Here is a 25,957-nt window from a genome sequence, read left to right as displayed (position 1 = left end):
GTGTATAATTTAAACTTTCCTATCATATTTGGGAGCCATGCCATTTCCAACAATGTAAAATACACAGCTTGTTAGCATCAACCGCTCACAAAATGGCTCCCAAATATGATAGGAAAGTTTTCTAAAGATATTGCCGTGTAGATCAGCTTAATCTATGCCGTGAGGACATTGATCGCCAGCGACATAGCGGCGTAGTAGACGGGGGTGTTAACGGGCTTTAGAACGGCGTGTGTGGTGTGCAGTCGCCTCTCTACGCCGAGTGCGGTTGCTCTGCAGAGGGCGGCCCCTCTCCGAGAGCCTGTCGACGGAGCCCCCCGAACTTAGCCGAGAACTTATCCGCCTGGGCGCTACGCCTCCCTATCAACAAGACCCTCGGCGCCGTCAAGAGCGCGGCCGTCCTCGCGATTTTCTTGGCGCTCGCGGCCGCGCCGCCGCAGTCCCCGCTGGGGGCGCAGTGCAGAGGCCAGACTCTGACGCCCTCCGCCTCCAGATAGGATCGGGCCGAGAGAGACGACGCGGCGCCGTTGTGCTCGGGAAAGCCCAGCGTCACCACGGCCTTGACGCCCAGACGCCTCGCGTAGTCGGCCACGGCGACGCCCGTGCCGCCCGTCAAGGTGACGGCCAGCAGTACCTTGGCCTTGGCGTCCGGCACCTCGTCGGCAGACTTGAAGGGGCCCAACACCTCGGGCAGAACGCGCCTCACCTCCTCGAAAGCCCTCTTGACATACTCCCCGCCGTGGATCGGCGAGTAGAACGCCGCGGCCACGTACATCGCGTCTACACGAGGCAAAATTAATAAATGTAGGCGTGGTGTTCTGAGAGCCGCCGTAGCTAAGCCCGGTATAGCGGCGGACCCTGCAGGGGGCCGACGCTGCAGACCCGTAGGTCCCGTCGAGCCCCCGCGAGGGGGTTCGGGATAGGGTTCAAATCCCGGCGGCGGCTTCCATAGAGCTCTGCTCGCCGAATTCTAGCTCAGAGGAAGAAAAGATTGGGAAAAAAGAAAGGGGTTTGCGGCTTGTCTATTCGGCGTAGCCCCAGGAGTTTATCCTCAGGCGCATTACGTATCTGAGCGTGATCACCGCCCCGGCCATAACGGCCAGCATGAACACGAAGCTGGAGACGGCCATCTGGATATTGCCGCTGAGTATGTGCCCGCTGGCGCATCCGTTGGCCATCCTAGCGCCGAAGAGGACTAGAAATGCGCCGAAGAAGGAGCCGAGAAACCTCTTGGCCTCAGACTCGCCGAATCTGTGGGCCCAGATCCTGGGTATCTGCCTCTTGAAGCCCATGAATCTCCTCGATATGAACACCGACGATATCAATCCGCCGAGGAACGTGCTCAGATCGGTGATGGGCTCCCAGCCTATCTCGCTGAACGGCTTGTCCACCGGCACTCCGTTCACGATGTGCATTCCGCCGAACAGCTGGAAGTAGGGATTGGAGGCGGCCCAATAGGGGTTGACCATATACGACAGCTGGGCCCCTATCCAGGAGTAGGTGGTCGACTCGCCGAAAATCTGGCGGAGTATTATGACGGCGACTGCCTCTATGGTGAAGGCGAGGCCCAACACGACGACGTACCTCGCGTTCCTGATACTGCTCTCGTTTATCAGCTCGACAAGGTACTTGTTCTGCCTTGGGTACTTGGCCTTCTCCTCCCTTATGACGTCCTCGTACCTAACGGCGCCGCCCTTCCCCGCCAGATGGAACCCGCAGGCTTGTCTAACCGGCTGTTTGGGGAAGCGCGGCAGGAAGAGAAATACCAGGAACATGATTATGCCGAAGATCACCGCGCTGGCGAACATGGCGGCCTTGTCGCTGAACGGTATCCCGAACAGCTGGGGCCAAGTTATAGTGCCGAAGTTCAGCGCGTCCCAGAGATACGGCTTAACCCAGCCGAATATGACCGACCACGTGAAGGCCCCCAGCAAGCCTCCCAACACGGCGTACAGCGCGTCCCTCCTGCCCTGCCCCAGCGCTATCCACACGGTGCCGGGGAAGTAGCCGGCGAGCCCGACGCCAACGCCGAATATCAAGCCGCCCAACACCACGCCGCCCACGAAGAAGGCCTTCAAGCCGAAGTTCGGCGCGGTGAATAGGTTTAGGCCGTACAGGAGTATGGCTCCGAGGCCTATCGCGAAGCCGAAACACGCTATCAAGAACCTGTCCTGAAGCGCCATGACCCTAAACAGCGTGTCCGGGTCCGAGAAGTTCCAGAGCTCTAGAGGTATGGCCAGAGGCAGAGCCGCCACTATGCCGAGCCACAGCGGGGCCTTCGTCTGGTGGAGCACGACTTGCATGTAAATGCCGCCGAAAAGCATGGCGAGAGAGAGGAGCAGCAACAACCACGCGGTGAGGTGTAGAGTCCGCATGTCCTTCAGATATTGGGGATCTTGTATATTTGCCATGTTTGTGATTTTATTTTCCATTTTTAAGTATTTATGTCAAATTTTTGAAATAACGTCGGCTCGATCCGCCGGGCGATTATCGATATATTTAAAATGGAAAATATTAATGCTATTAAAAATTTTTAATTTCCTAAAAATATGTAAATGATAAATTTATATATAAAATATAAAATTAAACGTGACTGATCGCTTTACTTTATGAAAGTTTTTAAATAGGTAAATCGAGGAAAATTCCTCATTCAAGATAATCTTTTTAACGATAAATCGGATTTATTATGTGAAAGCCCTTGAATTAGCCAGAAAAGTCGCTCTCCTCTCGTTCGGGGATAGGCTACGCGACGCCGCAGCGGCCGTGCTTCGAGACGGCGTCTGCGCCGCCGTTGTTGACGGAGACCACGTCATAGGTCTGTTGACCGAGAGCGATATCGTCGAGGCGGTTGCCCGCGGCGTCTCCGCCGACGCGCCTGTCGTCGAGGCTGTAGACAAGCCGCCTTTGTTGGTCGAGGGGCATGAGCCTTTATGGAGAGTCGCCGAGGCCATGATGGCGGCCGGGACGGCGGTGGCGGCCGTGACTGTCGGCGGCAGATTCGTCGGCGTTATCTCGGCCGCGGATATGGCCGACGCCGAGGGCCAGCTGGCGGAGGCCGCGCGGTTCTCGGAGCTAGTGGGCTCGTTCGCCCCGCCCGCCTAGCGGAATTCTTAAAACTCCTTTTTTCGCCCCCCTTATGCTCAAGCTTGACAAGATAATAGCGTTAGCGATATCGCTGTTCCTCGCGCTTGCCTTTACGTGGATAGCGCTCGTGTCGCGCGACTTCGTGTTGCTCGCCCTGGCGTGGTTCGTCGTCTTGCTGGTCGCGGGCCTCGGCGTCTTCGAGGAGAGGACTGAGGGCGGCGAGGAGGGCGCTACCTGAACACCTCGAGAAAGGTGGGCCTCAACGCGTTGACCAAGTCGGCAGTCCTTACCCTTATTAGCCTATTCACGGCGCCTCCGCCGGCGAGCACGTACTCGTGTTCGAGTATGCCGGGATCCGCCACGACCCTAAGCGCCTTCACCCTCTCGCTGAGGGGGGTCACCGCGCCGGGCTCGACCCCCAACACCTCCCTCACTTCTCTGGCCTTGGCCATGGTTGCCGGCGCCCCCAAAGCTCTGGAGAGGGCCTCCATGTCCACCCTCACGTTGCCTCTCGCCAGCACGACGACGTAATCCCCGCCGGCCTTAACCAACAGCGTCTTCACTATGGCGTCGGGAGGAGCCCCGCTGGCCTTGGAGGCCCTCTCCACGGTCTCTACGCCTTCGTCGAACTCCAATACCTCCACCTCTACTCCCAAGAGCTGCGCCTTGTAGCTCCTCATACGGTCACGGCCTTGACCAACCCCGGCGGGGTGTCTATGGGCGCGCCGACCTTGACGCCGGTCCTATACGCCAGGAGCTGTAGGGAGACCGCATACGATATGGGCGCCAGCTCTCTGTCCGCCTCAACGGCCGGCATATCGCCGCCGGGGCCCACCGTCAAGACGTCGGCCCCCCTCTCCGACGCTATCTTCAACGCCTTGTTGTAGAGGTCGGCGGCCGATTTGTCCGTGGGCCTCAACACAGCGACGAGGAGCCCCCGCGACGCCAGGGCGAGGGGGCCGTGCAGGAGCTCACCGAGCTGGATCCCCTCGGCGTGGAGCAAGGCGGCCTCCTTGAGCTTCAACGCGCCTTCAAGAGCCACGGGGTATACTATGCCGCTACCGGCCACGTAGATTGCCCCGCGCGCGGCCAGCCTATCCGCCAGACCCTCGGCGGCCTTGTCGAGGCTCTGCATAGAGCCCGCCAGAGCTCTGGCGAGCCCGTCGATCCTTTCGGCGAGCGCCTTTAGGTCGGCCTGGCTCCTCTTGCCCGTGTGGAGGCCTACGTAGTAGGCCAATATCAGCAGAGTCTCGAGGGTAGACGTGAAGGTCTTCGTGGCGGGCACGGCCATCTCGGGCCCCGCCGTTATGGGCAGATAGACGTTCGACTCTATGGCGAGTCTGGAGCTGACGGAGTTCGTGACGCCGATTATCACAGCGCCTTGACGCCTCGCCGCCCTTATGCTCCTTATGACGTCGGACGTCTCGCCGCTTTGGCTTATGGCCAATATCACCGTGCCGGTGCCGACGTTCTCCAAGGCGTAGTGGGGGAACTCGGCGGCGCTGATCACGTCGACCGGCGTCCCCACATCGGCGAAGTAGTACGAGGAGACCATCCCTGCGTGGAGGCTCGTCCCGTTGCCTATGACGTAGACGTTCTTGGCGCCCTGGACTATCATGGAGGCCAGCCTTAGGTACTTCTCCATAAGCGCCGCCTTGGTCCTCAGAAGGGCCTCCGGCACTTCATATATCTCCTTGAGCATGAAGTGGGGGAAGCCGGCCTTCTCGGCGTATAGGAGCTCCTTCACCCTCTTCCTCTCGGGTTGCTGGCCCCCCTCCGCGGGCCGCACCTTGAAGCCGCCGGGCTCCAGCTCCACGTAGGCGCCTTCCGGCAACAGGTAGGCCTCCTCGGCGAATCCGTAGAGGCTGGCTATATCGCTGGATATGTAGGAACAGCTGCCCGAGACGGCGACTACCAGCGGCTGGCCGCGTTGCACCGCGAAGAGCCTCCCGTCGGCCGTGAGGGCGGCGAAGGAGAACATGCCGGAAAGGCGCTCGGCCAACGCCGCCGGGTCCGCCCCCTCGAGCAGATGGGCAACCACCTCGGCGTCTGTGGTCGACGTGAATTTATGTCCGGCGGCCGCCAGCTCGTCCCTCAACGCCTCGTAGCCGTCTATCACCCCGTCCACCACCACCGCTATCCTCCGCCCGCAGTCCAAGAGGGGGTGAGTGTTCTCCAGAGTGACTCTGCCCCTCGACGCGTAGCGGGTGTGGCCGAGCGCCGCTGCGACATACACGTCGGGGAGCTCCAGCCCATCCACGTGGCCCGGGCGCTTCACGACCTTCAGAACGCCCCCCTCGAGGTAGGCCGCGCCGCTTCCGTCGTAGCCTCTATAGACGAGCCTCTTCAGACCGGTCTTGATATCCCTCAAGCTCCTCGGCTCCTTGCAGTAGAAGCCGAATATGCCGCCCACATACGCCCCAAGCCGCCTCTTAAAAAACATTATCTGTATACAAAAAGGCTTAAATAACTTTTTATAGGGGGATTTATGCTTATTATAGGCGTAGACGCCGGCGGCACGAAGACCGAGGCCGTCCTGTTGAGAGAGGAAGGAGCCGTCTCCTTCGCCTATGCGGGCCCCTCGAACCCCGCCTCGGTGGGCCTCGAGACGGCGTGCCGCAATATAGGGAAAGCCATCGAAGGCCTGGGGACCGTAAAGCCCGACGCGGTGGGGCTGGGCATAGCGGGCCTCGTCGACGAGAGGCTCGCCGGCTCTCTCAAGAAGTGCCTAGGGCTGGAGGACGCGGTGTTTGTCGAGGACGTGGAGGCGGCCCACGTGTCGGCGTTTCTCTTCGGCGACGGCGTGGTCGGGATCTTGGGGACGGGCAGTAGCTTCCTCGGCGTCAAGGGCGGGGTCAAGGTCAGGTTGGGGGGATGGGGGCATCTGCTCGGCGACGAGGGAGGCGCCTACTATCTGGGCAGAGAGGCCGTGAGGAGGGCGTTGAGGGAGATCGAGGGGCTGGACAGCCCCAGCTGCTTCGCCGAGGACGTCCTCAAGCACTACGGGGTCAAGAACACGGGCGAGCTTCTATACGTTATATACTCGTCGGAGAACCCGCGGGGGAAAATAGCGGAGTACGCGCCTAGGGTGTTCGCCTTGGCCGAGACCTGCGCCGAGGCCCAGGAGCTGTTGAGGCGGGCCGCGGCCCACGTGGCCGAGTACATAGCGGCGGCCCTCCGCGCCCTCGGCCCCCTCCCCGTGGCGCTCACGGGCTCTGTCTACCTCAACAACGAGGCGTCGCTGAGGCCGCTCATAGAGGGCGCTCTGGAGTCGTTGGGGCACCGCGTGGAGATAAGAGGCCCGGCCGTGAGGCAGAGCTGCGCCGCCGCGTTGTTGGCGGCGAGGGCTAAGGGCTTGTTGAGCAAGCGCCTCGTGGAGGCCGCCGCGGCGACGTGTCGTTTTAAATAGGGAGCTCCGGAGCCTCCATGCTGGTCGACTGCCACTGCCACTGCCACGAGTTCGGCGACGAGGAGCTGGCCAAGTTCGCCGGGATTAAGCTCGTCGCTGTGTCCGACGACGTGAGGAGCTCCGAGAGGACTCTGGAGCTGGCGAGGAGGTTCGGCGTCGTGCCGTGTCTGGGGATCCACCCCTGGAACGTCGGCAAGGCGAAGCCCGAGGACCTCTCGGAGGCGTTGCGGCTGATAGAGAGGAGCGAGGCGCCGTGTATAGGCGAGGTGGGCCTCGACAAGAGGTTCGTGCCCGAGACCTACGACAAACAGAGGGAGTTCTTCTCCGAGTTCCTCCGCCTGGCCAGAGAGTACGACTTGGTCGTGAACGTCCACGCGCCCGACGCCTGGGCCGACGCGGTCGAGGCGTTGAGGAAAGCCGACGTCGACAGAGCCCTCATCCACTGGTACACAGGTCCTCTGAACCTCCTGGAGGAGATAGCCCAGTACGGCTTTTACATCTCGATAAATCCAGCCGTCAAGATACAGAAAAAGCACAGAGACGTCGCCGAGGCGGCGAAGCCCGACATGGTGGTCCTCGAGAGCGACGGGCCTTACGAGTACAGGGGGCTGAGGCTGGAGCCCCCCATGGTTAGGGAAACCCTCAAGACCCTCGCCGAGATATGGAGGACGACGCCGGAGGAGGCCGAGGAGAAGCTCTATCTAAACGCGGCTAGGCTCTTCAAGCTGTGAGAGCCGGCAGGTGGCGTCCGCACCTCTCGGGCTCGCCCTCGCCAGTCACCCGATCCTCGCACCTATGGCCGAGGAGCTTTAAAAACCGCGCGCCGCGGCCACAGCGGCGTGTAGGTATATAGCTATCGCGTAGCTCGACGCGTGCCTATATACTCCTGGCCCCGGCCCGCGTACAAGCCGAGCGCCGAATTGTTGAGGTTGCCTAACGTGAGGCCGTCGCCTTACCAGATCCCGGCGGGCGGCGCCGCCATCTGTACGTTGTGCCACAGGAAGTGCAGGCTGGAGCCGGGAGCCGTCGGGGCCTGCGGCGTTAGGTTCAACTTAGGCGGGAGGCTGTACACTGCCGTCTACGGCCTCCTCACGGCGGCCGAGTCGAGGCCCGTGGAGATAAAGCCCCTCTTCCACTTCTACCCCGGCACCTCGGCCATGACAATAAGCACGTGGGGCTGTAACTTCCCCTGTGCCTGGTGCCAGAATTGGCAACTCAGCAAGGCCGCGAGCCTCACGGGGACATACGCGCCGCCCGAGAAGATCGTGGAGTGGGCCTTGGAGAACGGCGACTCCGGCGTCAACGTGAGCTTCAACGAGCCGACGCTCCTCGCAGAATACGCGGAGGACCTCTTCAGGCTGGCGCGCGCCAGAGGCCTACACGCGTCTATAAACACCAACGGGTACCTCTCGGAGGAAGCCGTCGAGAGGCTGGCAAAGGCCGGGATGGAGGCCATGAACGTGGACATAAAAGGCGGCCGGAGCACCTACAGGAGGTGGCTAGCCGCCGAGCTGGACAAAGTGCTGGCGACCTCGCGCCTCGCCAAGAGCCTCGGCGTCCATCTGGAGTTCACCTACCTGGTGATACCCGGCGTAAACGACGGCGACGCCGAGGAGGTGATAGACGCGGTCGCCTCGTTCGGCAGAGATACGCCCCTGCACGTGACGGCGTACTATCCGGCGCATAGGCTGAACAACCCTCCGACCCCGCCGGAGATGGTGGAGGAGATATGGCGTAGAGCCCGGCGGGAGCTCGACTACGTATACGTGGGCAATCTGCCCGGCCATCCAGGACAACACACGTACTGCCCCAACTGCGGATATCCGGTCATTAAACGCGCCGGCGATAGGGCCGTCAGAATAGAGCTAAGAGATGGGAAGTGCCCCAGATGCGGCCGCGAGATACCCATCCGCGGTAGGCCGGGGCGATACGGCAGGCTATATAGAGCATACATATGAGCACGCCTCGCGCTCATTAAGGCTAGCACCTCTTGGCGGAAAGGATCGTATATTCTGCTTCGTCAGCCGTCCTTAATGGTTTTTAGGTGTCTTTTCCTTTTTGTTGTGGCCGGCCTTGTCGATGCGGCCAAGGCGTTGGCCGCCGCGGCGGCTGTCTCGGCCCTCCTCGCGGCGTTGGCTGTCTTGTCGGGCTCGGCGGCGCCGGGGATCTCGGTGGCGGCTTACCTAAACGGGAGCCCCGTCCCCGCCTTCGTCCAAGCCTTCGCGGCTCTGCCGCCAAGCCACCGCAGAGCCCTCGTCGAGATATGGAACGGCACGGCGACATACGGCACAGCCAAAATACCGCTCGCCGCCCTCGCAGACATAGCAAGAGAATGGGCCGAGAAAGGATACGGCCAGAATGGAGTAGGCCTAGAAATAATCGCGACGTATGTTAACGGAAATAAGACATACTACAAAATGTTATTTATCACATATAAGCCTAAAGATCTGATAGATACGCTGGAGAATCCGTTGCTGGCCGCCTCTAGGCTTAACTACGCTACGGTGAGACTAGATCTCGAGACCGGTGCGCCTATAGCGAGCGGCGCGGCGCATCCACGGCCGGCGTCCACTGCTACGAATGCCCAAGCGCCAACTCCCCCGGCGCCGCCCGGCTGTTGGTGGGAGCTGATCGGCTCCTCTCAGACGCAACAGACGCAGATACCCATAACTTGGATCTTCGATACATCTAGCCTAAGCGGAACCCTAAGCGCTTACAGCCAACAGACGACCTCTGCGGTGATAAACTTCCTGGCCTCCGCCGGCTTCATATTCGGGGCTTCGGCGGCTGTTAACTACCGCTTTATAGGCGCCTCGGCGCAGACCAGTGCGGCCTATTTTGAGATGGCCTTCGTGGGCCCGGCCTACGGCAACGAAGGCGCCTATATATACCAGGTGGGCACCATCGGGCTCGCCGAGTTTCAGCTCTACTGCGGGACCTACGACAGACCACAGCCGCAAGATCAATACGCATACGAGGCGTTTATAGACGCCGTAGCCGGTAATCTATACGTCTCGTACGACTTGAGCTATATATCAAGTATATTGGCTCAGTATAATTACACAGGCTCGTCGATCTTGTACGCGCCGTTTGACGAGGCACACGCGTCCGGCGGCGGACCCGGCTACAAATATCCGTTCTCGTCCATACAGTCCTACAACCAGCCCTTTGGATTGATCGGGACGATACCGGTGGGCGCTATAGCGGCGAGGCTCATCGGGGTGCCGGAAGGCTGGCCTGCCTACCTTCTGCTCAACCTGGTTGCAGGGATGCAGGCGTCGGACACGCAAGTGAGCATAATAGGACTGGGGCTCAGCTCCTCAACGCCGGCGTATGCCGACGTGTTCGCGGCCGCAGTCCCGGCGCCGTATACCAGCTCCACGGGCTATTCCTACTTCCCGTACATATTGGGCTTCAACGCAACGCCGCCCGGGCACTACTCCTCGACCACCTCGACGTACCTCACAGGCCCGGTGTATGTCTACGGCTGTGCCGCGGGCGGAAGCAACGGCTACTACACCTATACCGCCTACGTCCAGATAGGCGGCACGCCTCTGCTCGTGCCGGGAGGAACCGTCTACGCATACCTCTATGACCAAAACGGCAACCTCGTGTGGAGCGGGCAAGTGACGTTGCCCAGTAGCGATTACGGGACAGTCAACGGCGTCCCGATGCATCAGCCCGCCGTCATAGATATCCCAGACGTCTTCAACTACGGCCCGTTCGGCACGCCCTACACCCTATACGTCTACTACGCGGGCTACACGACGCCATACGGGACCATAGAGTACGGCCCGTCGTCTGCCCAAATGACTATATACGCCGTATATAGGTGTTAAAATTGTGTTCTGCGGATTCCCCCGCTGTTTGGTAATTCGTCTACAGCTCGGATGGGACTAGGTCCTTTGCGCCGGCGGCTTCTGGACTGAAACCGTAATATTTAGGAGTCGAGTCCGTCCCGTGGATTTGAGACAGCTGTTTGCCGACGCTAGGCGTAAGTTCGAGGAGGGGGGTCTGGTCTTGGACGTGGAGGAGGACAAGTTGGTGATAGTCGGCGACCTCCACGGCGATAAGGAGACCTTAGACTTGGTCTTGAAGAGGTGGGATGGCGGGAGGTTCCTCTTTCTGGGCGACTACGTGGATAGGGGGAATAAGGGCCTCGAGGTCTTGACAACCGTGGTCAAGCTGTACCTGGAGGGGAAGGCCTACGTGCTGAGAGGCAACCACGAGTCGCCGTTGATGAACGAGGACGGCGGCTTCATGGACGAGCTCTGTCTGTACAAGAGGATACCGAACTGCGGCGAGCTCTACGGCGATATAGAGAGGATGTTCGCGGTGATGCCCGTGGCGGCTAGGATCAACGGCGCGGTCTTGGCGGTGCACGGCGGGATACCGCTCAAGGAGCCCTCCATGGAGCCCGCGTCCATAGCGGAGCTGGCGAAGCCCAGCGGCGACTTGGTGCTGCCAGAGGACCCCCTCATCTATCAAGCCCTCTGGAACGACCCGTGCGACTGCGAGGCCCACGCCCCGAGCCCCCGCGGGCCCGGCATATGGCTCTACGGCAGAGGCCCGACGGAGAGGTTCCTCAAGGAGGAGGGCCTCAAGGCGATCGTCAGAGGGCATCTATACGTCAGTGCAGGCTACGTGAGCCACCACGGGGTGGTCCACACCGTCTTCACGAGCCGGGCCGGGCCCTATAAGGCCGTGAGGCCCAAGGTGGCCGTGCTCGACGGCGGCGTGCTCCAGATCTATGACTTGTTGAGCAACGAGGCGATCCGCAGAGTCGAGATATAGGCGGAAAGATTTAATATCGCCGCGGGGACATCCTTAGGCCCCCGAGAGGCCGTCCCCCGACGGAGCACCCATAAGCCGCCGGGCAGGCGTTCGAGGGGACCCGGGACTGAGGACCCTCTCGGCGGGCCGCGCGGGTAGGCGCGCGCCGGTAGGACGGGGGTAGCAGTGGGCTGGGCGGCCGCCGCCCGCCCCTCCAAAAGGAGCCCTAGGTCTGGGGGGCCCGCAACCCCGCCGGGCCGGCCGTAGCCCCCGCGCGGCTCTCCGGGAGGCCGTGACGTCCCGGCCCTCGGGGCTTGCCAAGCCGGCGTGCCCAAGCCGTAGGGCTTGGAGGCGCCGGCGAAGGCGGCGAACCTGGGGAGGTCCGGGAGCGCCGGATCGTGATGAAGTCCGATATGAGGACTAGATGAGCTGGCCGTCCCAGACTGACGTTGGACAAAAAGGCGTTATTCCCTATCGGCCTTGCCGCCGCCCAGTATCCTCGCCTGAGCCGCCGCGAGCCTCGCTAGAGGCACTCTGAACGGCGAGGCGCTGACGTAATCCACCGCGGTCTTTTCGAAGAAGTATATGGACTTGGGATCGCCGCCGTGCTCGCCGCATACGCCGACCTCTATCTTGGGGTTCACCTCCTTGGCGGTCCGCGCGGCCAGCTCCACCAGCTTGCCGACGCCTGCCACGTCCAGCGTCTCGAAGGGGTCGGCGTCGAGTATCTTGAGATCTAGATACTGCGGTATGAACTTGTTCTCGGCGTCGTCTCTGCTGAAGCTGAAGACGGCCTGGGTCAGGTCGTTGGTCCCGAAGCTTATGAAGTCGACCTCCTTAGCTATCTGGTCCATGGTGAGGGCGGCCCTCACGGTCTCCACCATAGTGCCTATCTTGACCTCCAGCCTCACGCCTGTCTCCTTCTCCACGTCGCGCAGTGCGGGGAGTATGCCCTTTTCCTTGACATATCTTATCTCCCTCACGTCGCTTACCTGCGGTATCATTATCTCCACCACCGGGTTGTGCCCCTCCTTCTTGAGCTCGGCGGCGGCCTCAGCTATAGCCCTGGAGAGGTAGTAGTAGAACTCGGGGTAGGTCACGCCGACGCGCACGCCGCGGTGGCCCAACATCGGGTTGGCCTCCTGCAACGCCTTGACTCTGGCGTAGAGCCGCTCCAGCTCCTTTGTGTCCCTGCCGGCGGCCTTTGCCTCGTATATCTGTTGCAGGACCTCCTCGGGCTTCGGCAGGAATTCGTGGAGCGGCGGGTCTATCAACCTGACGATGACGGGCAAGCCGTCCATGATCTTGAAAATCTCCTTGAAGTCGCCCTTCAGCATCCTGTACAGCGGCTCTAGGTGTTTGACCCTCTCCTCGCGGGTCTCGGCCAGTATCACTTTGCGAAGCAGATCGAGCCTCTCCGGCTTTCTAAACATTCGCTCTATCCTCAAAAGCCCTATGCCCCTAGCGCCGAACTTCCTGGCCAGGGCGGCGTCCTCGGGCAGATCGGCGTTGGCCCTCACGCCGAGCCTTCTGACCTCGTCGGCCCAGCTCAACAGCTCCTCCAGCTCCGGTATCAGCTCGGGCTCCACCGTGGGCACCACCCCGGCGTAGACGTTGCCCGTGTTGCCGTCTATGGTGACCCAGTCGCCTTCCTTGAACACCTGCCCGCCGACGCTCATGGTCTTGGCCGCCTCGTCGATTACCAAGGCCTCAGCGCCGACCACTGCCGGCTTGCCGATGGCTCTGGCCACGACGGCGGCGTGGGAGGTCATCCCTCCTCTGCTCGTCAAGATGCCGACAGCCGCGTAGAAGCCGTGGACGTCGTCCGGCTTAGTCTCCACTCTGGCCAAGATCACCTTCTTGCCCTCGCGCGCCCACCTCACGGCGTCGTCTGGGTGGAACACCAGCTGGCCCGACACGGCGCCGGGGCTCGCGGGGAGGCCTTTGGCTATCGGCTGGGCCTTGGCCTTGGGATCTATACGCGGGTAGAGCAACTGGAGTACGTGGTCAGGCGATACCTTCAACAAGGCCTCCTCCTTGGTGATAACGCCTTCCTTGGCCATATCGACCGCCGTCTTGACTCTGGCCAGCGGGGTCATCTTCGCGTTGCGACACTGGAGGAAGTAGAGTTTGCCCCTCTCCACGGTGAACTCGACGTCTTGTACGTCCTTGTTGGCTTTCTCCAACAACTTCACGCCCTTGTACAGCTCGTCGTATAGGTGCGGGAACCTCTTCCTGAACTCCTCTATATCCATCGGGGTCCTTATGCCGGCGACTACGTCCTCGCCTTGGGCGACGGGGAGGAACTCGCCGTAGAGCCTATTCTCGCCGGTGGCCACGTCGCGCGAGAACACGACGCCCGTGCCGGAGTCCCAGCCCATGTTGCCAAAGACCATCGTCACCACGTTGACCGCGGTGCAGTCGGCCACGTCGGGCGTTATCTTCTCGGCTACTCTGTAGAATATGGCGCGTGGGCTGTCCCAAGAGCGGAAGACTGCCTTTATGGCCAGCTTGAGCTGTTCCCAGGGGTCTTGCGGGAACTCGCCGTATTGTCTCCTTATTATCTCCTTAAACCGTTCGACGGCCTCTTTCAAACCCTCTAGAGGTACGTCGGGGTCCTCCTTGGCGTTGTACTTCTTCTTTATCTCCTCCCAAGCCGAGGAGAACAGCTTGTCGTCGATGCCCAGAACTATTCTGCCGAACATGTTGACGAAGCGCCTATAGGCGTCGTACGCGAACCACTCGTTGCCGGTCTGTTTGGCCAGCCCCTTGACGGTCTGGTCGTTGAGGCCCAGGTTGAGCACGGTGTCCATCATGCCGGGCATGGAGACCGCCGCGCCGGAGCGCACAGAGACCAACAACGGGTTCTCCGGATCGCCGAATTTCCTGCCCACCTTCTCCTCGAGACGCCTCATGTGTTGCAGGACCTCCTCCCAGAGGCCTTGCGGCAAGTCCAGACCGTTGATCAACGCGAAGAGCTTGCCTATCGCCTGGTCCCTCACCTCGGGAGGAGGCTGTTTCTCGAGGAGCGCCTCCAGCTCAGCTATCTCGGCCCTCCTAGGCGCGAAGAAGTCTTTACAAGCCTCCGTAGTTATTATAAAGCCGGGGGGGACCCTCAGCCCGAGCTGCGTCATTTGTATTAAGCTGGCCCCCTTGCCGCCGAAGAGCTTCTTGTTCCTGTAATCGGCCTCTTCGAAGTCGTAAACATACTTTTTAGGCATATTTAAAGAACAATTGTTGTCTAAAAAGATTTTCCCTATATATTAGTAGACTTCTATATGGGTATATATAAACGACTTAATTAGATTGAGCAAAACGATTTTTAAGGGCGTTTCCAAGAGATTTATCATAATAGATCATTAATGTTAATAGATCTAACTGGAGGAAAGTAGACTCGATAAATACTTGGCGAGGACATATAGCTTCTGGGAGCGGATGACGACGTCGGCCGCCTCTTCGACGCGCCTGCTGGTGGGGTTGAACGCTATAGAGAAGCCGGCGGCTTCGAGGAGCGGCAGATCGGTCTCGCTATCGCCTACCGCGACGGCCTCGTCTAGCGATACGCCGTATTTGGAAAGGGCCTTGGCGGCCACCTCCGCCTTGTTAGTGTTGGTCACGCCCACGGCTATTCCGGCCACGAGATCCCCTTCGTAGATTATGTCGTTTACGTAGAACTCGGCGAAGCAGTGCGCGAGCCTCCTAGTGTAGCCCACGCCGGCGGAGACCGCGACGGCCACGGCAGGCCCGCGGCGCAGGACGTCGCACAGCTGGTCGAAGCCCTCCCGGGGCTTGAAGAGGGCCTCGACTATATATCTCGGCACGCCCCGCCACAGAGCCACGTCCGCCACGGCCCAGTCGACGTAGTCTATGTAGCCCCTCTCGTATAGGGCCCTATTCATATCGGCGTCTATGCCGAGTATGTCGTGTACCCTCTTCCAAGCCGACCTGAAGTTGGTCAAGACGCCGTCTACGTCGAGGACGATTGCCCTGTACCTCATTCCTTATAGACCTTGATGGCGCCCGAGGGGCAGTTCTTCTCTGCCTCCTTGACGGCCTCGTAGAGGGAGTCGGGCACAATCCCCTCGTCGATCTTTCCGTTGAGCCTGAACTGCTCGGCAACGCCCGGCTTCCCCTCAGGCAACATGGGGATGAAAACAGTCGGCGCGTAGAATAGGCAGAAGTGGGCGACGACGCACTTCTGCCGATCTATCTTGACCTTGACGACCATGGCTAGGCGATATTTCCAATATATATCATCTGCGGAGCCCCAAGCTACGCAACAAGGCCTCCTCGACGTCGTCTACCTCCTCTACACGCGCCAGGCGGCACACGCGCCCGCCGCACATCTCGACGCCCTCGTAGGCCAGAAGAGCCCTCTTGAGCTCGACCCCATAAGAATACCCTCCGAGGGAGCCGTCGGACCTCACTACCCTATGGCAGGGCAGGACGACGGGGTAGGGGTTCCGGGCCAACAAAAGCCCGGCGGCCCGAGGGCCTAGCCCTACGGCGGCGCCGAACTCCTTATAGGACGTCGCGGATCCGCGCCTAACGCCCAGGAGGCGGATCAAGGGGCTCGACACATCCAGTTTCACGTACTTCACAAACTCCTCGAGCTCCAGATAGCTGGGGCAACTGCCCAACAGCTCTATCCGCGATCCTTTGAGCCTAAGCGCCACCGGCCCGTATCTGGCGCATATTATTTTACTGCTGGACATCTTCAGTGGTCCGCGTGTTGTTGGAGGGCGTGTTGGCGTATCTAGCCGGCAGGAGGGAGTTCGAGGTGGAGGCCTCGACGGTGGGGGAGCTGATAGAGAGGTTGAGGGACTTCCCGAAGCTGTATGAGAGGATTAAGGGCAGGAGGGACAAGCTGTCGCCGGACATATACATAGCGGTTAACGATGTGGATATAAGGCTACTATCGGGCCTAGACACTCAGCTGAAGGAGGGCGACGTCGTGCTCATCCTCGCGTATATACACGGCGGCTAGCCTCCACGTCTTATCTTCAAGGCCTCCCTAGCCGCCGCCTCCTCCCTCAGCTCGGGCGGCTCCTCGGGCAGATGGGCGAACACCTCCCTACCTGCGATCTTCTGAGGCGTCATTATCACCTCTTGTCTGTAGTAGACGACGCCCTCCGGTACTTCTATCTTGGAGAACAGCGCCTGGAGTAGCAAAGTGCCTCCGAAGAACGTGATGGTGAGGAAGCCGGTCAAGACCACGCCCCAGAGCGTGGCGTTCTCTATAAATCCCTGGATCGGTCCGACGGGGAACACGAAGCTCTGGGCCAGAACCTCGCGGAGGGCCCATAGGGCGAAGAAGACGAACCAGAGGAAGAGCCCGGCGAGGCCCCACCTCACGAAGAAGTCGCCGAGCCAGCGCCGGGCGGGCCGTCTAGGCCTTCCAGAAGCTATCAGCGCGAGGACGGCGGCGATCAAGACCATCAGGAGCCAGGATAAGAGGATAGACCCCTTTACGCTCTGGATAAAGGCCGCCAGTTGGCTCAACACAACGACTACCTCCCTTCCATAATATAAAGGTATTTTACAGGTATAAGCGACGCCGCCACGTATACTCGCGGTGTTTTGTGGACGACGCCATAAAAACGCCCGGGGGTCCTATGCCATGATATTGACCGGGGAGGAGATAAAGAGGCTCGTATCCCTCGGCAGGTTGTCCATAGAGCCGCTTCGGGGCGACGTAATACGCGAGAACGGGCTCGACTTACGTATAGGCAAGGAATACGCGATATATGCCTACGAGGGGGCCACCATAAGGCCGTGCGAGCTGGCCGAGGGGGAAGCGAGGCGCCACTTCAGGGTCGTCAAGGAGGCGGAGGAGATAGCGATTCCGCCGAGGAACTTCGTCCTCCTCACCACAGAGGAGTACGTCAAGATGCCCAACGACGTGGTGGGCCTCGCCAATCTCCGCTCGACGCTGGCCCGCTACGGCCTAGTGATACCCCCCACCGTCGTCGACGCGGGTTTCGAGGGCAACATAACTATAGAGGTCGTGAACGAGTCCCCAAACACCATAGTCCTCAAGCCGGGCCTCCGCTTCCTCCACTTAATTCTGGTGAAGGCCGAGGGCGCCGCCAAGTACCTCGGCACGTATCTGGGGCAGAGGGGGGTGACGCCGCCTAAGGGCCTTAAGGCGGAGTGTTAGAGCACCCGCGCCCCTCCCTCCTCCACCAACACGTCGTCCTCGATCCTTATCCCGAAGCGGCCCGGCACGTAGACGCCCGGCTCGACCGTGAAGACGTTGCCGCCTCTCAGGGCATACCCCTCGCCGGGCGCTATGTTCGGGGCCTCGTGGAACTCGAGGCCGAGGCCGTGCCCCGTCCTGTGGACGAAATAGCGCTCCAGCCCTCTACGCCTCAAGATCGACCTCGCCGCCTCGTCGACGTCGCCTGCCCGGACGCCCGGCCGAGCCGCCGCTATCGCGGCCGCCTGCGCCTCCGAGACGGCCGTATAGAGCTCCCTAAAGCCGGCTGGCTCGCCTCTGAACGCGAAGGTCCGCGTTATATCGCCGTAGTATCCCTCGTAGGCCGCCGTCACGTCTATTATCACTACGTCGCCCTCCCTCAGCCTCCTCTCGGTAGGGCCTTGGTGGGGAAGTGCCGTGTTTTCGCCGAATTGGACCAAGATAGGGCCCGGCTTCAGCCCCCGCTCCACGAGCCTTAGATATATATCGGCGGCCGCCTTCCGCTCGGAGACGCCGGGCGAAAGCTCGGCGTAAGCCTCCGCTATGACCTCCTTTATCTCCTTGACGGCTCTCGATATCCTCTCGACCTCGTCGGGGCGCTTGACGGCTCTGAGGCCGTTTATGTAGTCGTCGGCTATCCTATACGTCGCGGCTCCGCCGAGAGCCCGCCTTATGATCTCCCAAGCCCTCAACGTGGTGCCTCCGTCGACCTCGACGTCGCCGCCTCCGCACTCCTTCACGGCCCTCCTCAAGGCCTCCGCCGGGTCCTCCCCGTCGGAGTACGTGTAGGCCGGGCCGGGCACTCTCCCCTCCTCGAGCTTAGGCACCACGAACACCTTCTTGTATCCGCAGACCAGCAGTGCGGCGAACCTCTCGTACGCCTCGAGCTCGACGCCCGAGAAGTACTTGATGTTTATAGGCGTCGTCAAGATCAGCATATGGGGATATCAGCTTAGGTATATATCGACTTCTCGCAAGACGCCGCGTTCGAGGCGCCAGGCCTTGAGCTCCATGGTGCCGACGCGGCCTATGATCCATACGACAGGCCACATCCTCATGTACTTTAGGTCGAGGGGGCTGGGCACCGGCGCGCCTAGATGCGTGTGGAATATGGCCACAAGCTCCAGGCCGAGCCGCTCGGCGTCGACAATGGCCCCGTACACGCGCTCGGGATCCAGCTTGAACTCCACAGGGCTTTTGGCCACGTTCTCCATCCAGGCCCACCTGCTCGCCGAGTCGCCGGCCCCGAACAGTAGGGCGGCGCACTCCTCCCGGGGGCTACACCTCTCCCTGGCCTCTTCCACGAACCTCCTAGGCACGCGCATAGAGCCTCTTCCTCGCCTCCACTATGGCGTCGACTATCCTTATCGAGGCGGGGCACACCAACTCGCACGCCCTACATCTAAGACAGGTGGCCAAGCTCTCCACCACATACCTCGACGAGACCCCGCCGTCCAGAACAGCCCGCGCCATCTGGAGCCTCCCGCGGGGCCCCATATGCCTCATCCTCACGGCGTTGTAGGTGGGGCATACCGCCTCGCAGAAGCCGCACCGCGCGCACCGGTCGATCTCCGATATCACGATATCACCTCGGCGAGGTCCAGTATCTTGAGCCCCGACGCCGCCCGGGAGAGGTTGACGTAGCATATGGGGCAGACCGTGATCACGGTGTCGGAGAGCTTGGAGAGCTGTCTGACCCTTATCTTGGCGACCTCGCCGGCCACATCCGGTCTGACCGACTCTATAGGCCCTCCGCAACATCCCGAATAGGCCTTGCCGGTCACGTACGGATCCTCCACGTGGACGACGCCTACGGAGTCGAGCAGGCGCCTGTACACGTCGTATCTGTCCAGATACCGGGCGTATAGGCAGGAGTCGTGTACGACCGCCTTTACGACGGAGGCCTTGGACGGCTTCACGAGGTCCATGTAGCTCACCACCTTGAGGTCGAACCTCTCCACGTATTTGGGATATACCCTCTCCAGCACGTAATGGGTGTGGGGGTCTACTGTGATGACCTCCTCCACGCCCCGCTCCTTGAAGTACCTATATACCTCCCTGGCGTACGACGCGAAGTCCTCCTCGAACCCCAGCTCGTAGAGCAGGGCGCCTGAATACGGCTCGTCTCTCAAAACGCCGAACTGTACGCCGGCCTTGCTCAACATAGTTGCTATGTTCCTCAATATGCCGTCGGCCCGCCTAGCCTCCTCGTCCGAGGGCTTGAGAAGAAATCCGCCGAATACTCTAGCCCCGGCAGCCGCCAGCTTGGCCCTCACGCCTCCGGAGCTGGCGCCGACCTTCTGCAACACGTCGACGGCCTTGGCTATAAGCGGCGCGAGCTGGTACATGCAAGAGCTGTACAGCACGCGGCGGCCTCCCTCGGGCAGGCCGGAGGCCCACCGGCTACATATGGATCTATCCGCAGGCAGGGGGAATCTGTTACGTTTTAGGTTGTCCACTACGAGGTCCCGCAAGGCGCGTATCCAGTCCTCCATTATTCTAGGGGCGTGAACAAGGTCTTGACTGCTTTTTCGGAAAGGCCCATCAAGAACTCGCCCACCCTCTTCCCGTCGCCGTAGACGACGAACACCGAGAGGCACCTGTCGCCTATATGCATGTGCGAGTAGTTGGCTATGAGATCCTTGTACTCCTCCATGATCTCGCTGACGACCTCCATGCCCTCCGCCAGCGAGAGGACCGCGCCGAGGCATCTGTGGCCGTCTCTCAGATGTTGCGAGTAGGTCTGGACGAAGTTCGACACGGCCTGTGCAACCACGGCGCTACGGGTCACGCCGAGCTCTTGAGAGATTCTGTCTACCTCGCGCGCCAGCTCGTCAGGCAGAGATACGCCGAACCGCTTCATGGACATTGGTGGGCTAGATATATATTTAGTTTGTGGTCAGCCCATGGACTGCATAGGCGTCGTCGACACCACGTTTGCGAGGGTCGACATGGCGTCGGAGGCCATAGACGAGATCAAGAGCCTCGCCCCAGACGTCGAGGTGAGGAGGGTCACGGTGCCCGGAATCAAGAACACCATATGGGGCGCCAAGAAGCTCGCGCGGGAGGGCTGTACGGCTCTGCTCGTTTTGGGCTGGGTGGGGCCCTCCCTCACCGACAAGCTCAGCTATCTGGCCATGTCGATTGGGCTCATCGAGCTCCAGATACACATGGACGTCCTCATACTCGACGTGACGGTTCACGAGGACGAGGCCTCCGACGAGCGGGAGCTCAAGACGATCGCCGTAGATAGGGCACGGAAACACGCAAGGAACCTCGTGGCGTTGATGAGGGGGGACCTATCCAAGTTCGCAGGGATGGGCCTAAGACAGGGTCGGCCGGACGTAGGTCCTATAATTTAGAAAAAGAGAACTAAAATTATTATTATTATGGCATCATTTATGTTCAAATAGACAGGGCGAATTCCTTATTAGAAAATAAATAAAAACTTTTTAGATTTATATAATATTAATATTTTACTGATATCCATAGAAAGCCATATATAGACATAAGATGGTGGTGTCAGCGGGCGGTTGCTAGAACCCCGGCGTACCCCCCAAGTATGCCGCCGCCCGTATTTCTCTACCTGAACAACAAGCCCAAAGTAGCCGCCATGATTCCCGTGAGGTATATGCCGTCCCACACGCCGGCCCCGCCAATTGAGGCGAGCGGAGGCATTTGGGCGAGGATCTTCCTAATGTTGTAGACGTCGGCCCCCAGCAGAGTGCCGTAGACGCCTATTATGTAGGCCACCGCGGGCGTTAGTCGGCCAGCCCACAGAGAAAACAGAAACGCTACGATCGGTGGGAGGAAACCCGGAGTGACCACCCCCACGCCGGGCACGACCCTGCTCATGAAATAGACGGCGACAGATGCGGCTAGGGCAGCTAGGACCGTCCCCAGCATATACAGCGCGGGCAATTTGGCGAATATATAGGTCGATAGAATTAGCGGTATTAGGGCGCCGCCTATATTCACGGCGAGTCTGGCTATCTGCTCCTGCACGGCTATCTGGGGCACAGGTATAGGTATGCCGAAGACGTACATAACACCGAATGCGGGATAGTAGACCCTCCTCCTAGCTGTATATATCACTACGTGGAAGGGGCTCAGCAGAAGGCTGAGAAACGTGGAGGCCGCGGCCACGGCCACCGACTCCGCGAGGCCGACCCCTATAGTACGCAACACCGACGCTAGGCCGGCTAGATATGAAGGCATTAATAACAACGCGAGGATGGCGTATATGGCGCCGACTATGCCAGTAAAGGGCGGCGAGAAGACGACGCGTCCGCCGCCCCTTATGTTCTTTGCCGAATATACTTCGAGTAGGCCGCCTCCGCGATATCCGCGGCTAGAGCCGTTATTAACATGGCCTCGTGCATTATCGGCGCGACGCCCTCGCACGTTGAGAGCGCCAGGAGTCTTTTAAAAACTGACTCCCTTTCCAGTATAGTCTTCAGAGCCCCTTCATGCCGGTTTTCCAGAAACGACTTGGCGGCCTCCTCGGCGTATTTCTGCAGAGTCTCGAACTCGTTGACGAGCTCCTTGTGGCAGCCGACCTTGTTCTGCCTTAGGTAGTTGGTGGCCCGATCAAGGGCGTCGCCCATGTGCTCCAAGTTCTTGACGACTATGACGTAGTCGACAAAGCCCTGCGGGTTCTGGTATATGTTCTTCTTTATGATCCTCAGAGACAAGAAATAGAGGCGGTCCAGCTGGTCGTCCATGCGTAGTAGCTCCTTCGCGTTTTCCTCGTTATGCTCTCTGATGAAGTCGAGGAATAGGTGGAACATGGCCATGACGGTCGTGTACATGCTTCTGACCACCTCGTCCACATTTACGTCCTCTTTGGTCACTATCCTCAGCTTAAGCTTTCCCTCGGACTCCAACGCCACGACGCCGGGTAGTCTGCCCTCGACCCTACCCACTAGGGCTGATATGTTGCCGGACTCGATATCGATCTCGTCTACGCCTTCGATATAATATGCAATGACGTCCCGCAACGCCTTTTCCGGATCCTCTTCCTTTAGCGTGGCTGTGACGGCTACGCCCTCCGCTGTCGCGGGAAGTATCAAGATCTTATTGGCCTCTGTAAGTATTTTGATGGGAGAACCTACCCTCAATTGATTAGACTCAACCCATTCCCTCGGAAGAGTTATCCCATACGACCTCTCACCTATCCTTATCAACTTTCTAATCTCCATAAGTATCAGATGTTTACAGTTTAATAAACATTACCTAGGTTTAAACCGTACACTCCATGTAGACGCGCCGCGGATTATCTAGATATGACGATTCGCAATGCTCTTTCATTTATTGGAGAGCCCGCACATGGCAATGTTCCACGTCCAGAGGAGCATACCTTTCCCGCCTATCCGGCTCGACAGACTCGTTAAGTACCTACAGGCAGTGGTCCAGCGCGGCTCTATCTCTCTTGAAGAGTTGAAAGAGGAGGGGTTAGACTTCGGCAAGGGGAGAGGCGACATAACGCGGTTCCTCGAGAGGTTGGGGCTGGTCACCGTCTCTGGCAAGAACGTCGCACCGACAAAGTTAGCCTACGAGGTGCTCTCGATATACCGCTCCATAGGCCCCGCGGTCTTCCATCCGCTCTTCAACTCGGCGCTTCCGCAGTATAGGCTCTTCGCCGAGCTGATCGAGAGAATGCGCACGGCGACGCCTGAGGAGCTCCACGGCGCCTTGAATAAGAGACTGTCGGAGATCACTCCGTCGGGCTGGATCAACAACGTGGCCTTCAAGTCGCTCCTAGCCATCGCAATGGATATAGGCGTTGTCAAGAAGGAGGGCAGATACGTAGTTTATTTGGGAGACCCAGTCGCGCGGGCCTTCGCCAGCAACGGCTCGGTCATAGGCGGCGTTGCCTATGTGGAAGACGTGCCCGAGTGGCTGAGGGAGTGCTCTAAACAGCAGAGGCCTCTAGGCATAACACAACTGGATCCTGAATGTGCCTCGCGTGTTCTGGAGAGGCACATCTCTAGTTTGAAATAAATAGGACGAATCTAACTTTATGGCTAAGCGACGGCAACAAGGCGAAAAAAGGGGAGGTAGCCTGCTCGATTTCCTGGGAGGCGGCGGGTCTGCCGAGAGGCGCGAGGCGCCGGCCCAGCCAGAAGGCGTCGACAACGACGTGTACAGCTATATAGCCAGCAGGGGGATAGTGCCTAAGGAGGAGCTGTTCGAGTGGGGGAAGGCCAGGGGGTACACGACGGCCGACATCATGAGGGCCGTGGATAGGCTGACCAGATCGGGGAAGATAAGGCGTCGTCTAGACGACGAGGGGAGGCTCGTCTACTCTGCGTCCCAATAGAAAACTATATATTTAGATATTGAGGCTCTGTCGTGGAAGTCTGCGAGATACTGGGGAGATACCTTGCTAAGCTGGTGGAGGGGGCCAGAGGCAACGTAGTCAGCTTCACCGTGGGCGACGTCTCGCGGTGGTCCGAGGAGAAGTTCAGAACTACGCGGTCCGTCACCTTGAGGGTCGCAGCTATATGCGAGGCGTTGCTGGCCCAAGGGCTTCTGGAGAAGATCGGCAAAAAGTACATCTTACGGCGCGGCTCGCCGTTGTGGGAAGCCGCCGCTAGGAATGACATCGAGGGCATATGCGATATAGTTAGGCGTACGATTATTGTGGCCGAAAGAACTTAATTAATCCCTCTTTTAGTGCTACGTGAGGCAACACTTAGGCATACTGCTGACGGCGATTGCAGTACTAATACTTTTAGTTCCACATACATTAATATATAGTTTTATTGCACTTATAGTCTATATTATTGGTATTATAATTATATTAATACCGCAAAAAGAGCGACGTGTTGAGGAAAGGCTTCCAGTCGTTCTTCAGCCTAAGCCCACGCCTGAGGAGCTCAAGAAAAGGCCTACACAACCTCCCGAGCTGTAATGAAGACGCTGGCGTTTATATCAGGCCTTAAAGGCGGCACTGGCAAGACCACCCTAGCGGTCAACACAGCAGTTGTGCTCGCATATGCGCTGAGGAACAAGGCTAAGTATCCCGTGTTGTTGATAGACGCGACGCCGGGAATCGGCACAGCTGCGATGCTGTTGGCCGGCTCATATAGTTTACAGAATCTGATTAGCCTCTCGGAATATTTCGAGGGGCGGATATCGAACCCCCTCCAAGCGTTTTATTTGAGGAGGTGGCAAGTCCAGCAGGGCGAGTTCAACGTGGTTTTTTCATTCTTCAACAAGCCCGTCGCAGTCTCTAGGAGGTTGCTTGAAGCGTTGGTGAAACAGGTAGGGGATATGCTCGGCCCGCTGGTAGCCATATTCGACTCGCCGCCTGCCGGCTACGATTGGAGCATCGCCGGCCTTCTAGACTTCGTGGTCCCCGTGGTCACTCCGGACATGTCCTCTATAGTCTCGACGGCCGGGATCTCGAAGATCGTCGGCGGAAGGATGTTGAGGCCGATCATAAATATGTATGTAAAAGAGCACGACGTGGCTGGCGTGTACGGGCGGAATTGGCCGGATATCGTGAGGGAGATGTTCGGAGAGGAGCCGCATATAATACCTGCAGATCCCCTCTTCGAGGCCTCCAGACAAGCGTTGGAGATAGAGTCGCTCAAGTTAAGGCCCGAGGAGTCGCAGGGGCTGACGGCTCTGCTGTCCTACATCCGCTACCTCGTCTCGCAACTCTCTATCTGATGCGTGATCACGCCGATCATTTTGAGGTCGCGGACTATATAGGCGCGGCACGGCACCGCCTCGTGGTACTCCCTCTTTATGTAACGGCCTTCTCTGTCTACCAGGATTGACCCGTAGTCGGCCATCAACGCGCCCACGAAGTCCTCGTAGAAGTCGTCGCCTACGTGGACGTACACGTCAGGTATTATGTCGCCCACAAGCACCGTCAGCGCCATCTCGAATATGCGCGGGCTCGGCTTGACCGACCCCACATCGTCGGCATATATCTGGACATCTAACAGCCCCGCTATGTCGAGCTTGGAGAGGAGCTCTCTGGTGGCCCTAGATCTCCAGAGAAGGATGTTGGAAATGACTCCTACCTTATATCCATCGTCCCTCACAGCCCTCAACGCCTCCACCGCGTCTTGGAACGGCTTCACGTCAAGGCTACTGACAGCCTCATCTATCTCGTTTTGGACCTCATACACGTCGAAGTCCGCGGCAATACCGCGCTCCTTCAGCTTCCTCTTGATCCTGTAAAGGTTGTAGGTGGGAGGGATAAACTCCTGTCTCTCCCTACGGGCGAGCTTCAAAGCGCGCCGCTCATCCTGCACGAAGGAGTAGATCGAGCTCCACTGGACTCTGCCGCCCAACGCCTTCGTCAACACGTCGGCGACAACCTTTATAGCGGGCTCTACGGGCAGTATCGTGCCCCATACGTCGAAGGTAATAGCCTTGGCGCTCATATCGATACTCTCTCTACTCACTATTAATATTTACGCAGAGCTCCAGGTTTCCCTTCCCCTCGAGCCGCAACCCGGCTTTACCATTACACC

Annotated in this window: 32 protein-coding genes and 1 tRNA gene; 16 read left to right on the top strand and 17 right to left on the bottom strand. The window is 59.5% G+C overall.

The window, feature by feature from the left end; translation table 11 throughout:
• Positions 1-250: 250 nt before the first annotated feature.
• Complete coding sequence (locus TUZN_RS01575) at positions 251-772, bottom strand: hypothetical protein (RefSeq protein WP_013679167.1); 522 nt, start codon at positions 770-772, stop codon at positions 251-253.
• Between the two features lie 49 nt (positions 773-821).
• On the opposite strand from TUZN_RS01575, the gene TUZN_RS10935 reads away from it, so the two are divergent.
• Positions 822-942 (top strand) — tRNA-Cys (locus tag TUZN_RS10935).
• Positions 943-1,019: 77 nt separating this feature from the next.
• On the opposite strand, the gene TUZN_RS01570 is transcribed toward TUZN_RS10935, so the two are convergent.
• A complete protein-coding gene (locus tag TUZN_RS01570; RefSeq protein WP_013679166.1) occupies positions 1,020-2,408 on the bottom strand; it encodes a YeeE/YedE thiosulfate transporter family protein in 1,389 nt (462 codons plus the stop codon).
• A 277-nt stretch (positions 2,409-2,685) separates the two neighbouring features.
• Here TUZN_RS01570 and TUZN_RS01565 point away from each other — a divergent pair, with 277 nt between their 5' ends.
• Both TUZN_RS01565 and TUZN_RS01560 read left to right on the top strand, forming a co-directional pair.
• A complete protein-coding gene (locus tag TUZN_RS01565) occupies positions 2,686-3,099 on the top strand; it encodes a CBS domain-containing protein (protein ID WP_013679165.1) in 414 nt (137 codons plus the stop codon).
• A 34-nt stretch (positions 3,100-3,133) separates the two neighbouring features.
• Positions 3,134-3,319: a hypothetical protein gene (locus TUZN_RS01560; protein ID WP_013679164.1), complete on the top strand. Its 186-nt coding sequence runs from the start codon at positions 3,134-3,136 to the stop codon at positions 3,317-3,319.
• Here the strand turns inward: TUZN_RS01560 and TUZN_RS01555 are convergent.
• The gene (locus TUZN_RS01555; protein ID WP_013679163.1) at positions 3,312-3,761 is read right to left on the bottom strand and encodes an aminoacyl-tRNA deacylase; all 450 of its coding nucleotides are present in this window, start codon (positions 3,759-3,761) and stop codon (positions 3,312-3,314) included. The genes TUZN_RS01560 and TUZN_RS01555 overlap by 8 nt on opposite strands.
• Positions 3,758-5,494 (bottom strand): isomerizing glutamine--fructose-6-phosphate transaminase, encoded by a 1,737-nt coding sequence (locus TUZN_RS01550; RefSeq protein ID WP_052886276.1) that lies wholly within the window; start codon positions 5,492-5,494, stop codon positions 3,758-3,760. Before TUZN_RS01550 ends, TUZN_RS01555 begins: the two co-directional genes overlap by 4 nt.
• Before the next feature lie 75 nt (positions 5,495-5,569).
• On the opposite strand from TUZN_RS01550, the gene TUZN_RS01545 reads away from it, so the two are divergent.
• The 5 genes from TUZN_RS01545 (at position 5,570) to TUZN_RS01525 (ending at position 11,284) form a co-directional block, all read left to right on the top strand.
• A complete protein-coding gene (locus TUZN_RS01545; protein ID WP_013679161.1) occupies positions 5,570-6,490 on the top strand; it encodes an N-acetylglucosamine kinase in 921 nt (306 codons plus the stop codon).
• Positions 6,491-6,507: 17 nt separating this feature from the next.
• Positions 6,508-7,221, top strand: a complete 714-nt coding sequence (locus tag TUZN_RS01540; protein WP_013679160.1) for a TatD family hydrolase — start codon at positions 6,508-6,510, stop codon at positions 7,219-7,221.
• Between the two features lie 141 nt (positions 7,222-7,362).
• Positions 7,363-8,448, top strand: coding sequence for an AmmeMemoRadiSam system radical SAM enzyme (amrS, locus tag TUZN_RS01535; RefSeq protein WP_013679159.1), 1,086 nt, complete (start codon positions 7,363-7,365; stop codon positions 8,446-8,448).
• 105 nt (positions 8,449-8,553) lie between these two features.
• Positions 8,554-10,329: a hypothetical protein gene (locus TUZN_RS01530; RefSeq protein WP_052886000.1), complete on the top strand. Its 1,776-nt coding sequence runs from the start codon at positions 8,554-8,556 to the stop codon at positions 10,327-10,329.
• A 121-nt stretch (positions 10,330-10,450) separates the two neighbouring features.
• Positions 10,451-11,284, top strand: a complete 834-nt coding sequence (locus tag TUZN_RS01525) for a metallophosphoesterase family protein (RefSeq protein WP_013679157.1) — start codon at positions 10,451-10,453, stop codon at positions 11,282-11,284.
• 443 nt (positions 11,285-11,727) lie between these two features.
• Here the strand turns inward: TUZN_RS01525 and ppdK are convergent, their stop codons facing one another.
• From ppdK to TUZN_RS01505, 4 genes are all read right to left on the bottom strand, one after another.
• Entirely contained in the window at positions 11,728-14,484 is a 2,757-nt protein-coding gene (gene ppdK, locus TUZN_RS01520; RefSeq protein ID WP_013679156.1) for a pyruvate, phosphate dikinase, read from the bottom strand.
• Positions 14,485-14,637: 153 nt separating this feature from the next.
• The gene (locus TUZN_RS01515) at positions 14,638-15,261 is read right to left on the bottom strand and encodes an HAD family hydrolase (protein WP_013679155.1); all 624 of its coding nucleotides are present in this window, start codon (positions 15,259-15,261) and stop codon (positions 14,638-14,640) included.
• Positions 15,258-15,491, bottom strand: a complete 234-nt coding sequence (locus tag TUZN_RS01510) for a ferredoxin (protein WP_013679154.1) — start codon at positions 15,489-15,491, stop codon at positions 15,258-15,260. The genes TUZN_RS01515 and TUZN_RS01510 overlap by 4 nt, the downstream gene beginning before the upstream one ends.
• Before the next feature lie 25 nt (positions 15,492-15,516).
• Complete coding sequence (locus TUZN_RS01505; protein ID WP_237698249.1) at positions 15,517-15,939, bottom strand: methylated-DNA--[protein]-cysteine S-methyltransferase; 423 nt, start codon at positions 15,937-15,939, stop codon at positions 15,517-15,519.
• 44 nt (positions 15,940-15,983) lie between these two features.
• Here TUZN_RS01505 and TUZN_RS01500 point away from each other — a divergent pair, with 44 nt between their 5' ends.
• The gene (locus TUZN_RS01500; RefSeq protein ID WP_013679152.1) at positions 15,984-16,250 is read left to right on the top strand and encodes a MoaD/ThiS family protein; all 267 of its coding nucleotides are present in this window, start codon (positions 15,984-15,986) and stop codon (positions 16,248-16,250) included.
• On the opposite strand, the gene TUZN_RS01495 is transcribed toward TUZN_RS01500, so the two are convergent.
• Positions 16,247-16,768: a hypothetical protein gene (locus TUZN_RS01495; RefSeq protein WP_013679151.1), complete on the bottom strand. Its 522-nt coding sequence runs from the start codon at positions 16,766-16,768 to the stop codon at positions 16,247-16,249. The two genes, TUZN_RS01500 and TUZN_RS01495, sit on opposite strands and share 4 nt — an antisense overlap.
• A gap of 115 nt (positions 16,769-16,883) precedes the next feature.
• On the opposite strand from TUZN_RS01495, the gene dcd reads away from it, so the two are divergent.
• A complete protein-coding gene (gene dcd / locus TUZN_RS01490; protein ID WP_013679150.1) occupies positions 16,884-17,423 on the top strand; it encodes a dCTP deaminase in 540 nt (179 codons plus the stop codon).
• On the opposite strand, the gene TUZN_RS01485 is transcribed toward dcd, so the two are convergent.
• The 5 genes from TUZN_RS01485 to TUZN_RS01465 are packed head-to-tail and all read right to left on the bottom strand — an operon-like array spanning position 17,420 to position 20,325.
• Entirely contained in the window at positions 17,420-18,400 is a 981-nt protein-coding gene (locus TUZN_RS01485) for a M24 family metallopeptidase (RefSeq protein WP_013679149.1), read from the bottom strand. The genes dcd and TUZN_RS01485 overlap by 4 nt on opposite strands.
• A 9-nt stretch (positions 18,401-18,409) precedes the next feature.
• Complete coding sequence (locus TUZN_RS01480) at positions 18,410-18,787, bottom strand: M67 family metallopeptidase (RefSeq protein WP_013679148.1); 378 nt, start codon at positions 18,785-18,787, stop codon at positions 18,410-18,412.
• On the bottom strand, positions 18,774-19,043 hold the full coding sequence (locus TUZN_RS01475) for a 4Fe-4S dicluster domain-containing protein (RefSeq protein ID WP_013679147.1): 270 nt from the start codon (positions 19,041-19,043) through the stop codon (positions 18,774-18,776). The genes TUZN_RS01480 and TUZN_RS01475 overlap by 14 nt, the downstream gene beginning before the upstream one ends.
• Entirely contained in the window at positions 19,040-19,957 is a 918-nt protein-coding gene (locus TUZN_RS01470; RefSeq protein ID WP_013679146.1) for a heterodisulfide reductase-related iron-sulfur binding cluster, read from the bottom strand. Before TUZN_RS01470 ends, TUZN_RS01475 begins: the two co-directional genes overlap by 4 nt.
• Positions 19,957-20,325 carry a CopG family ribbon-helix-helix protein gene (locus tag TUZN_RS01465; protein WP_148678550.1) on the bottom strand — a complete coding sequence of 123 codons (369 nt, stop codon included), beginning with the start codon at positions 20,323-20,325 and terminating at the stop codon, positions 19,957-19,959. Before TUZN_RS01465 ends, TUZN_RS01470 begins: the two co-directional genes overlap by 1 nt.
• Positions 20,326-20,368: 43 nt before the next feature.
• Between TUZN_RS01465 and ribC the strand changes: the two genes are divergently transcribed.
• Positions 20,369-20,824, top strand: a complete 456-nt coding sequence (gene ribC, locus TUZN_RS01460; RefSeq protein WP_013679144.1) for a riboflavin synthase — start codon at positions 20,369-20,371, stop codon at positions 20,822-20,824.
• 220 nt (positions 20,825-21,044) lie between these two features.
• Here the strand turns inward: ribC and TUZN_RS01455 are convergent, their stop codons facing one another.
• Together TUZN_RS01455 and TUZN_RS01450 are read right to left on the bottom strand one after the other, a co-directional pair.
• Positions 21,045-21,650: a DUF1614 domain-containing protein gene (locus TUZN_RS01455; RefSeq protein WP_237698248.1), complete on the bottom strand. Its 606-nt coding sequence runs from the start codon at positions 21,648-21,650 to the stop codon at positions 21,045-21,047.
• 110 nt (positions 21,651-21,760) lie between these two features.
• A complete protein-coding gene (locus TUZN_RS01450) occupies positions 21,761-22,663 on the bottom strand; it encodes a phosphate signaling complex PhoU family protein (protein ID WP_013679142.1) in 903 nt (300 codons plus the stop codon).
• Between the two features lie 133 nt (positions 22,664-22,796).
• On the opposite strand from TUZN_RS01450, the gene TUZN_RS01445 reads away from it, so the two are divergent.
• The 5 genes from TUZN_RS01445 to TUZN_RS01425 are packed head-to-tail and all read left to right on the top strand — an operon-like array spanning position 22,797 to position 25,142.
• Positions 22,797-23,465, top strand: a complete 669-nt coding sequence (locus tag TUZN_RS01445) for a hypothetical protein (RefSeq protein WP_013679141.1) — start codon at positions 22,797-22,799, stop codon at positions 23,463-23,465.
• A 19-nt stretch (positions 23,466-23,484) separates the two neighbouring features.
• Positions 23,485-23,784, top strand: a complete 300-nt coding sequence (locus tag TUZN_RS01440) for a hypothetical protein (RefSeq protein ID WP_013679140.1) — start codon at positions 23,485-23,487, stop codon at positions 23,782-23,784.
• A 32-nt stretch (positions 23,785-23,816) separates the two neighbouring features.
• On the top strand, positions 23,817-24,125 hold the full coding sequence (locus TUZN_RS01435) for a hypothetical protein (RefSeq protein WP_013679139.1): 309 nt from the start codon (positions 23,817-23,819) through the stop codon (positions 24,123-24,125).
• A gap of 22 nt (positions 24,126-24,147) precedes the next feature.
• Positions 24,148-24,378 carry a hypothetical protein gene (locus TUZN_RS01430; RefSeq protein WP_013679138.1) on the top strand — a complete coding sequence of 77 codons (231 nt, stop codon included), beginning with the start codon at positions 24,148-24,150 and terminating at the stop codon, positions 24,376-24,378.
• On the top strand, positions 24,378-25,142 hold the full coding sequence (locus tag TUZN_RS01425) for a nucleotide-binding protein (RefSeq protein ID WP_013679137.1): 765 nt from the start codon (positions 24,378-24,380) through the stop codon (positions 25,140-25,142). Before TUZN_RS01430 ends, TUZN_RS01425 begins: the two co-directional genes overlap by 1 nt.
• Here the strand turns inward: TUZN_RS01425 and TUZN_RS01420 are convergent.
• Positions 25,115-25,867, bottom strand: coding sequence for an HAD family hydrolase (locus TUZN_RS01420; protein ID WP_013679136.1), 753 nt, complete (start codon positions 25,865-25,867; stop codon positions 25,115-25,117). The genes TUZN_RS01425 and TUZN_RS01420 overlap by 28 nt on opposite strands.
• Positions 25,868-25,957: the final 90 nt, after the last annotated feature.

It is taken from the genome of Thermoproteus uzoniensis 768-20, assembly GCF_000193375.1.
GTDB classification, from domain to species: Archaea; Thermoproteota; Thermoprotei; order Thermoproteales; family Thermoproteaceae; genus Thermoproteus; species Thermoproteus uzoniensis_A.
The sequence above is the reverse complement of the archived record's forward strand: the minus strand, read 5'-3'. Positions and strand labels throughout refer to the sequence as shown.

Bases quoted from the DNA above. Each gene is read 5' to 3' on its own strand.
- TUZN_RS01575 (WP_013679167.1), bottom strand. From the start codon at position 772: ATGTACGTGGCCGCGGCGTTCTACTCGCCGATCCACGGCGGGGAGTAT.
- TUZN_RS01570 (WP_013679166.1), bottom strand. From the start codon at position 2,408: ATGGCAAATATACAAGATCCCCAATATCTGAAGGACATGCGGACTCTA.
- TUZN_RS01560 (WP_013679164.1), top strand. From the start codon at position 3,134: ATGCTCAAGCTTGACAAGATAATAGCGTTAGCGATATCGCTGTTCCTC.
- TUZN_RS01555 (WP_013679163.1), bottom strand. From the start codon at position 3,761: ATGAGGAGCTACAAGGCGCAGCTCTTGGGAGTAGAGGTGGAGGTATTG.
- TUZN_RS01545 (WP_013679161.1), top strand. From the start codon at position 5,570: ATGCTTATTATAGGCGTAGACGCCGGCGGCACGAAGACCGAGGCCGTC.
- TUZN_RS01540 (WP_013679160.1), top strand. From the start codon at position 6,508: ATGCTGGTCGACTGCCACTGCCACTGCCACGAGTTCGGCGACGAGGAG.
- ppdK (WP_013679156.1), bottom strand. From the start codon at position 14,484: ATGCCTAAAAAGTATGTTTACGACTTCGAAGAGGCCGATTACAGGAAC.
- TUZN_RS01515 (WP_013679155.1), bottom strand. From the start codon at position 15,261: ATGAGGTACAGGGCAATCGTCCTCGACGTAGACGGCGTCTTGACCAAC.
- TUZN_RS01510 (WP_013679154.1), bottom strand. From the start codon at position 15,491: ATGGTCGTCAAGGTCAAGATAGATCGGCAGAAGTGCGTCGTCGCCCAC.
- dcd (WP_013679150.1), top strand. From the start codon at position 16,884: ATGATATTGACCGGGGAGGAGATAAAGAGGCTCGTATCCCTCGGCAGG.
- TUZN_RS01485 (WP_013679149.1), bottom strand. From the start codon at position 18,400: ATGCTGATCTTGACGACGCCTATAAACATCAAGTACTTCTCGGGCGTC.
- TUZN_RS01480 (WP_013679148.1), bottom strand. From the start codon at position 18,787: ATGCGCGTGCCTAGGAGGTTCGTGGAAGAGGCCAGGGAGAGGTGTAGC.
- TUZN_RS01470 (WP_013679146.1), bottom strand. From the start codon at position 19,957: ATGGAGGACTGGATACGCGCCTTGCGGGACCTCGTAGTGGACAACCTA.
- TUZN_RS01465 (WP_148678550.1), bottom strand. From the start codon at position 20,325: ATGAAGCGGTTCGGCGTATCTCTGCCTGACGAGCTGGCGCGCGAGGTA.
- ribC (WP_013679144.1), top strand. From the start codon at position 20,369: ATGGACTGCATAGGCGTCGTCGACACCACGTTTGCGAGGGTCGACATG.
- TUZN_RS01450 (WP_013679142.1), bottom strand. From the start codon at position 22,663: ATGGAGATTAGAAAGTTGATAAGGATAGGTGAGAGGTCGTATGGGATA.
- TUZN_RS01445 (WP_013679141.1), top strand. From the start codon at position 22,797: ATGTTCCACGTCCAGAGGAGCATACCTTTCCCGCCTATCCGGCTCGAC.
- TUZN_RS01440 (WP_013679140.1), top strand. From the start codon at position 23,485: ATGGCTAAGCGACGGCAACAAGGCGAAAAAAGGGGAGGTAGCCTGCTC.
- TUZN_RS01425 (WP_013679137.1), top strand. From the start codon at position 24,378: ATGAAGACGCTGGCGTTTATATCAGGCCTTAAAGGCGGCACTGGCAAG.
- TUZN_RS01420 (WP_013679136.1), bottom strand. From the start codon at position 25,867: ATGAGCGCCAAGGCTATTACCTTCGACGTATGGGGCACGATACTGCCC.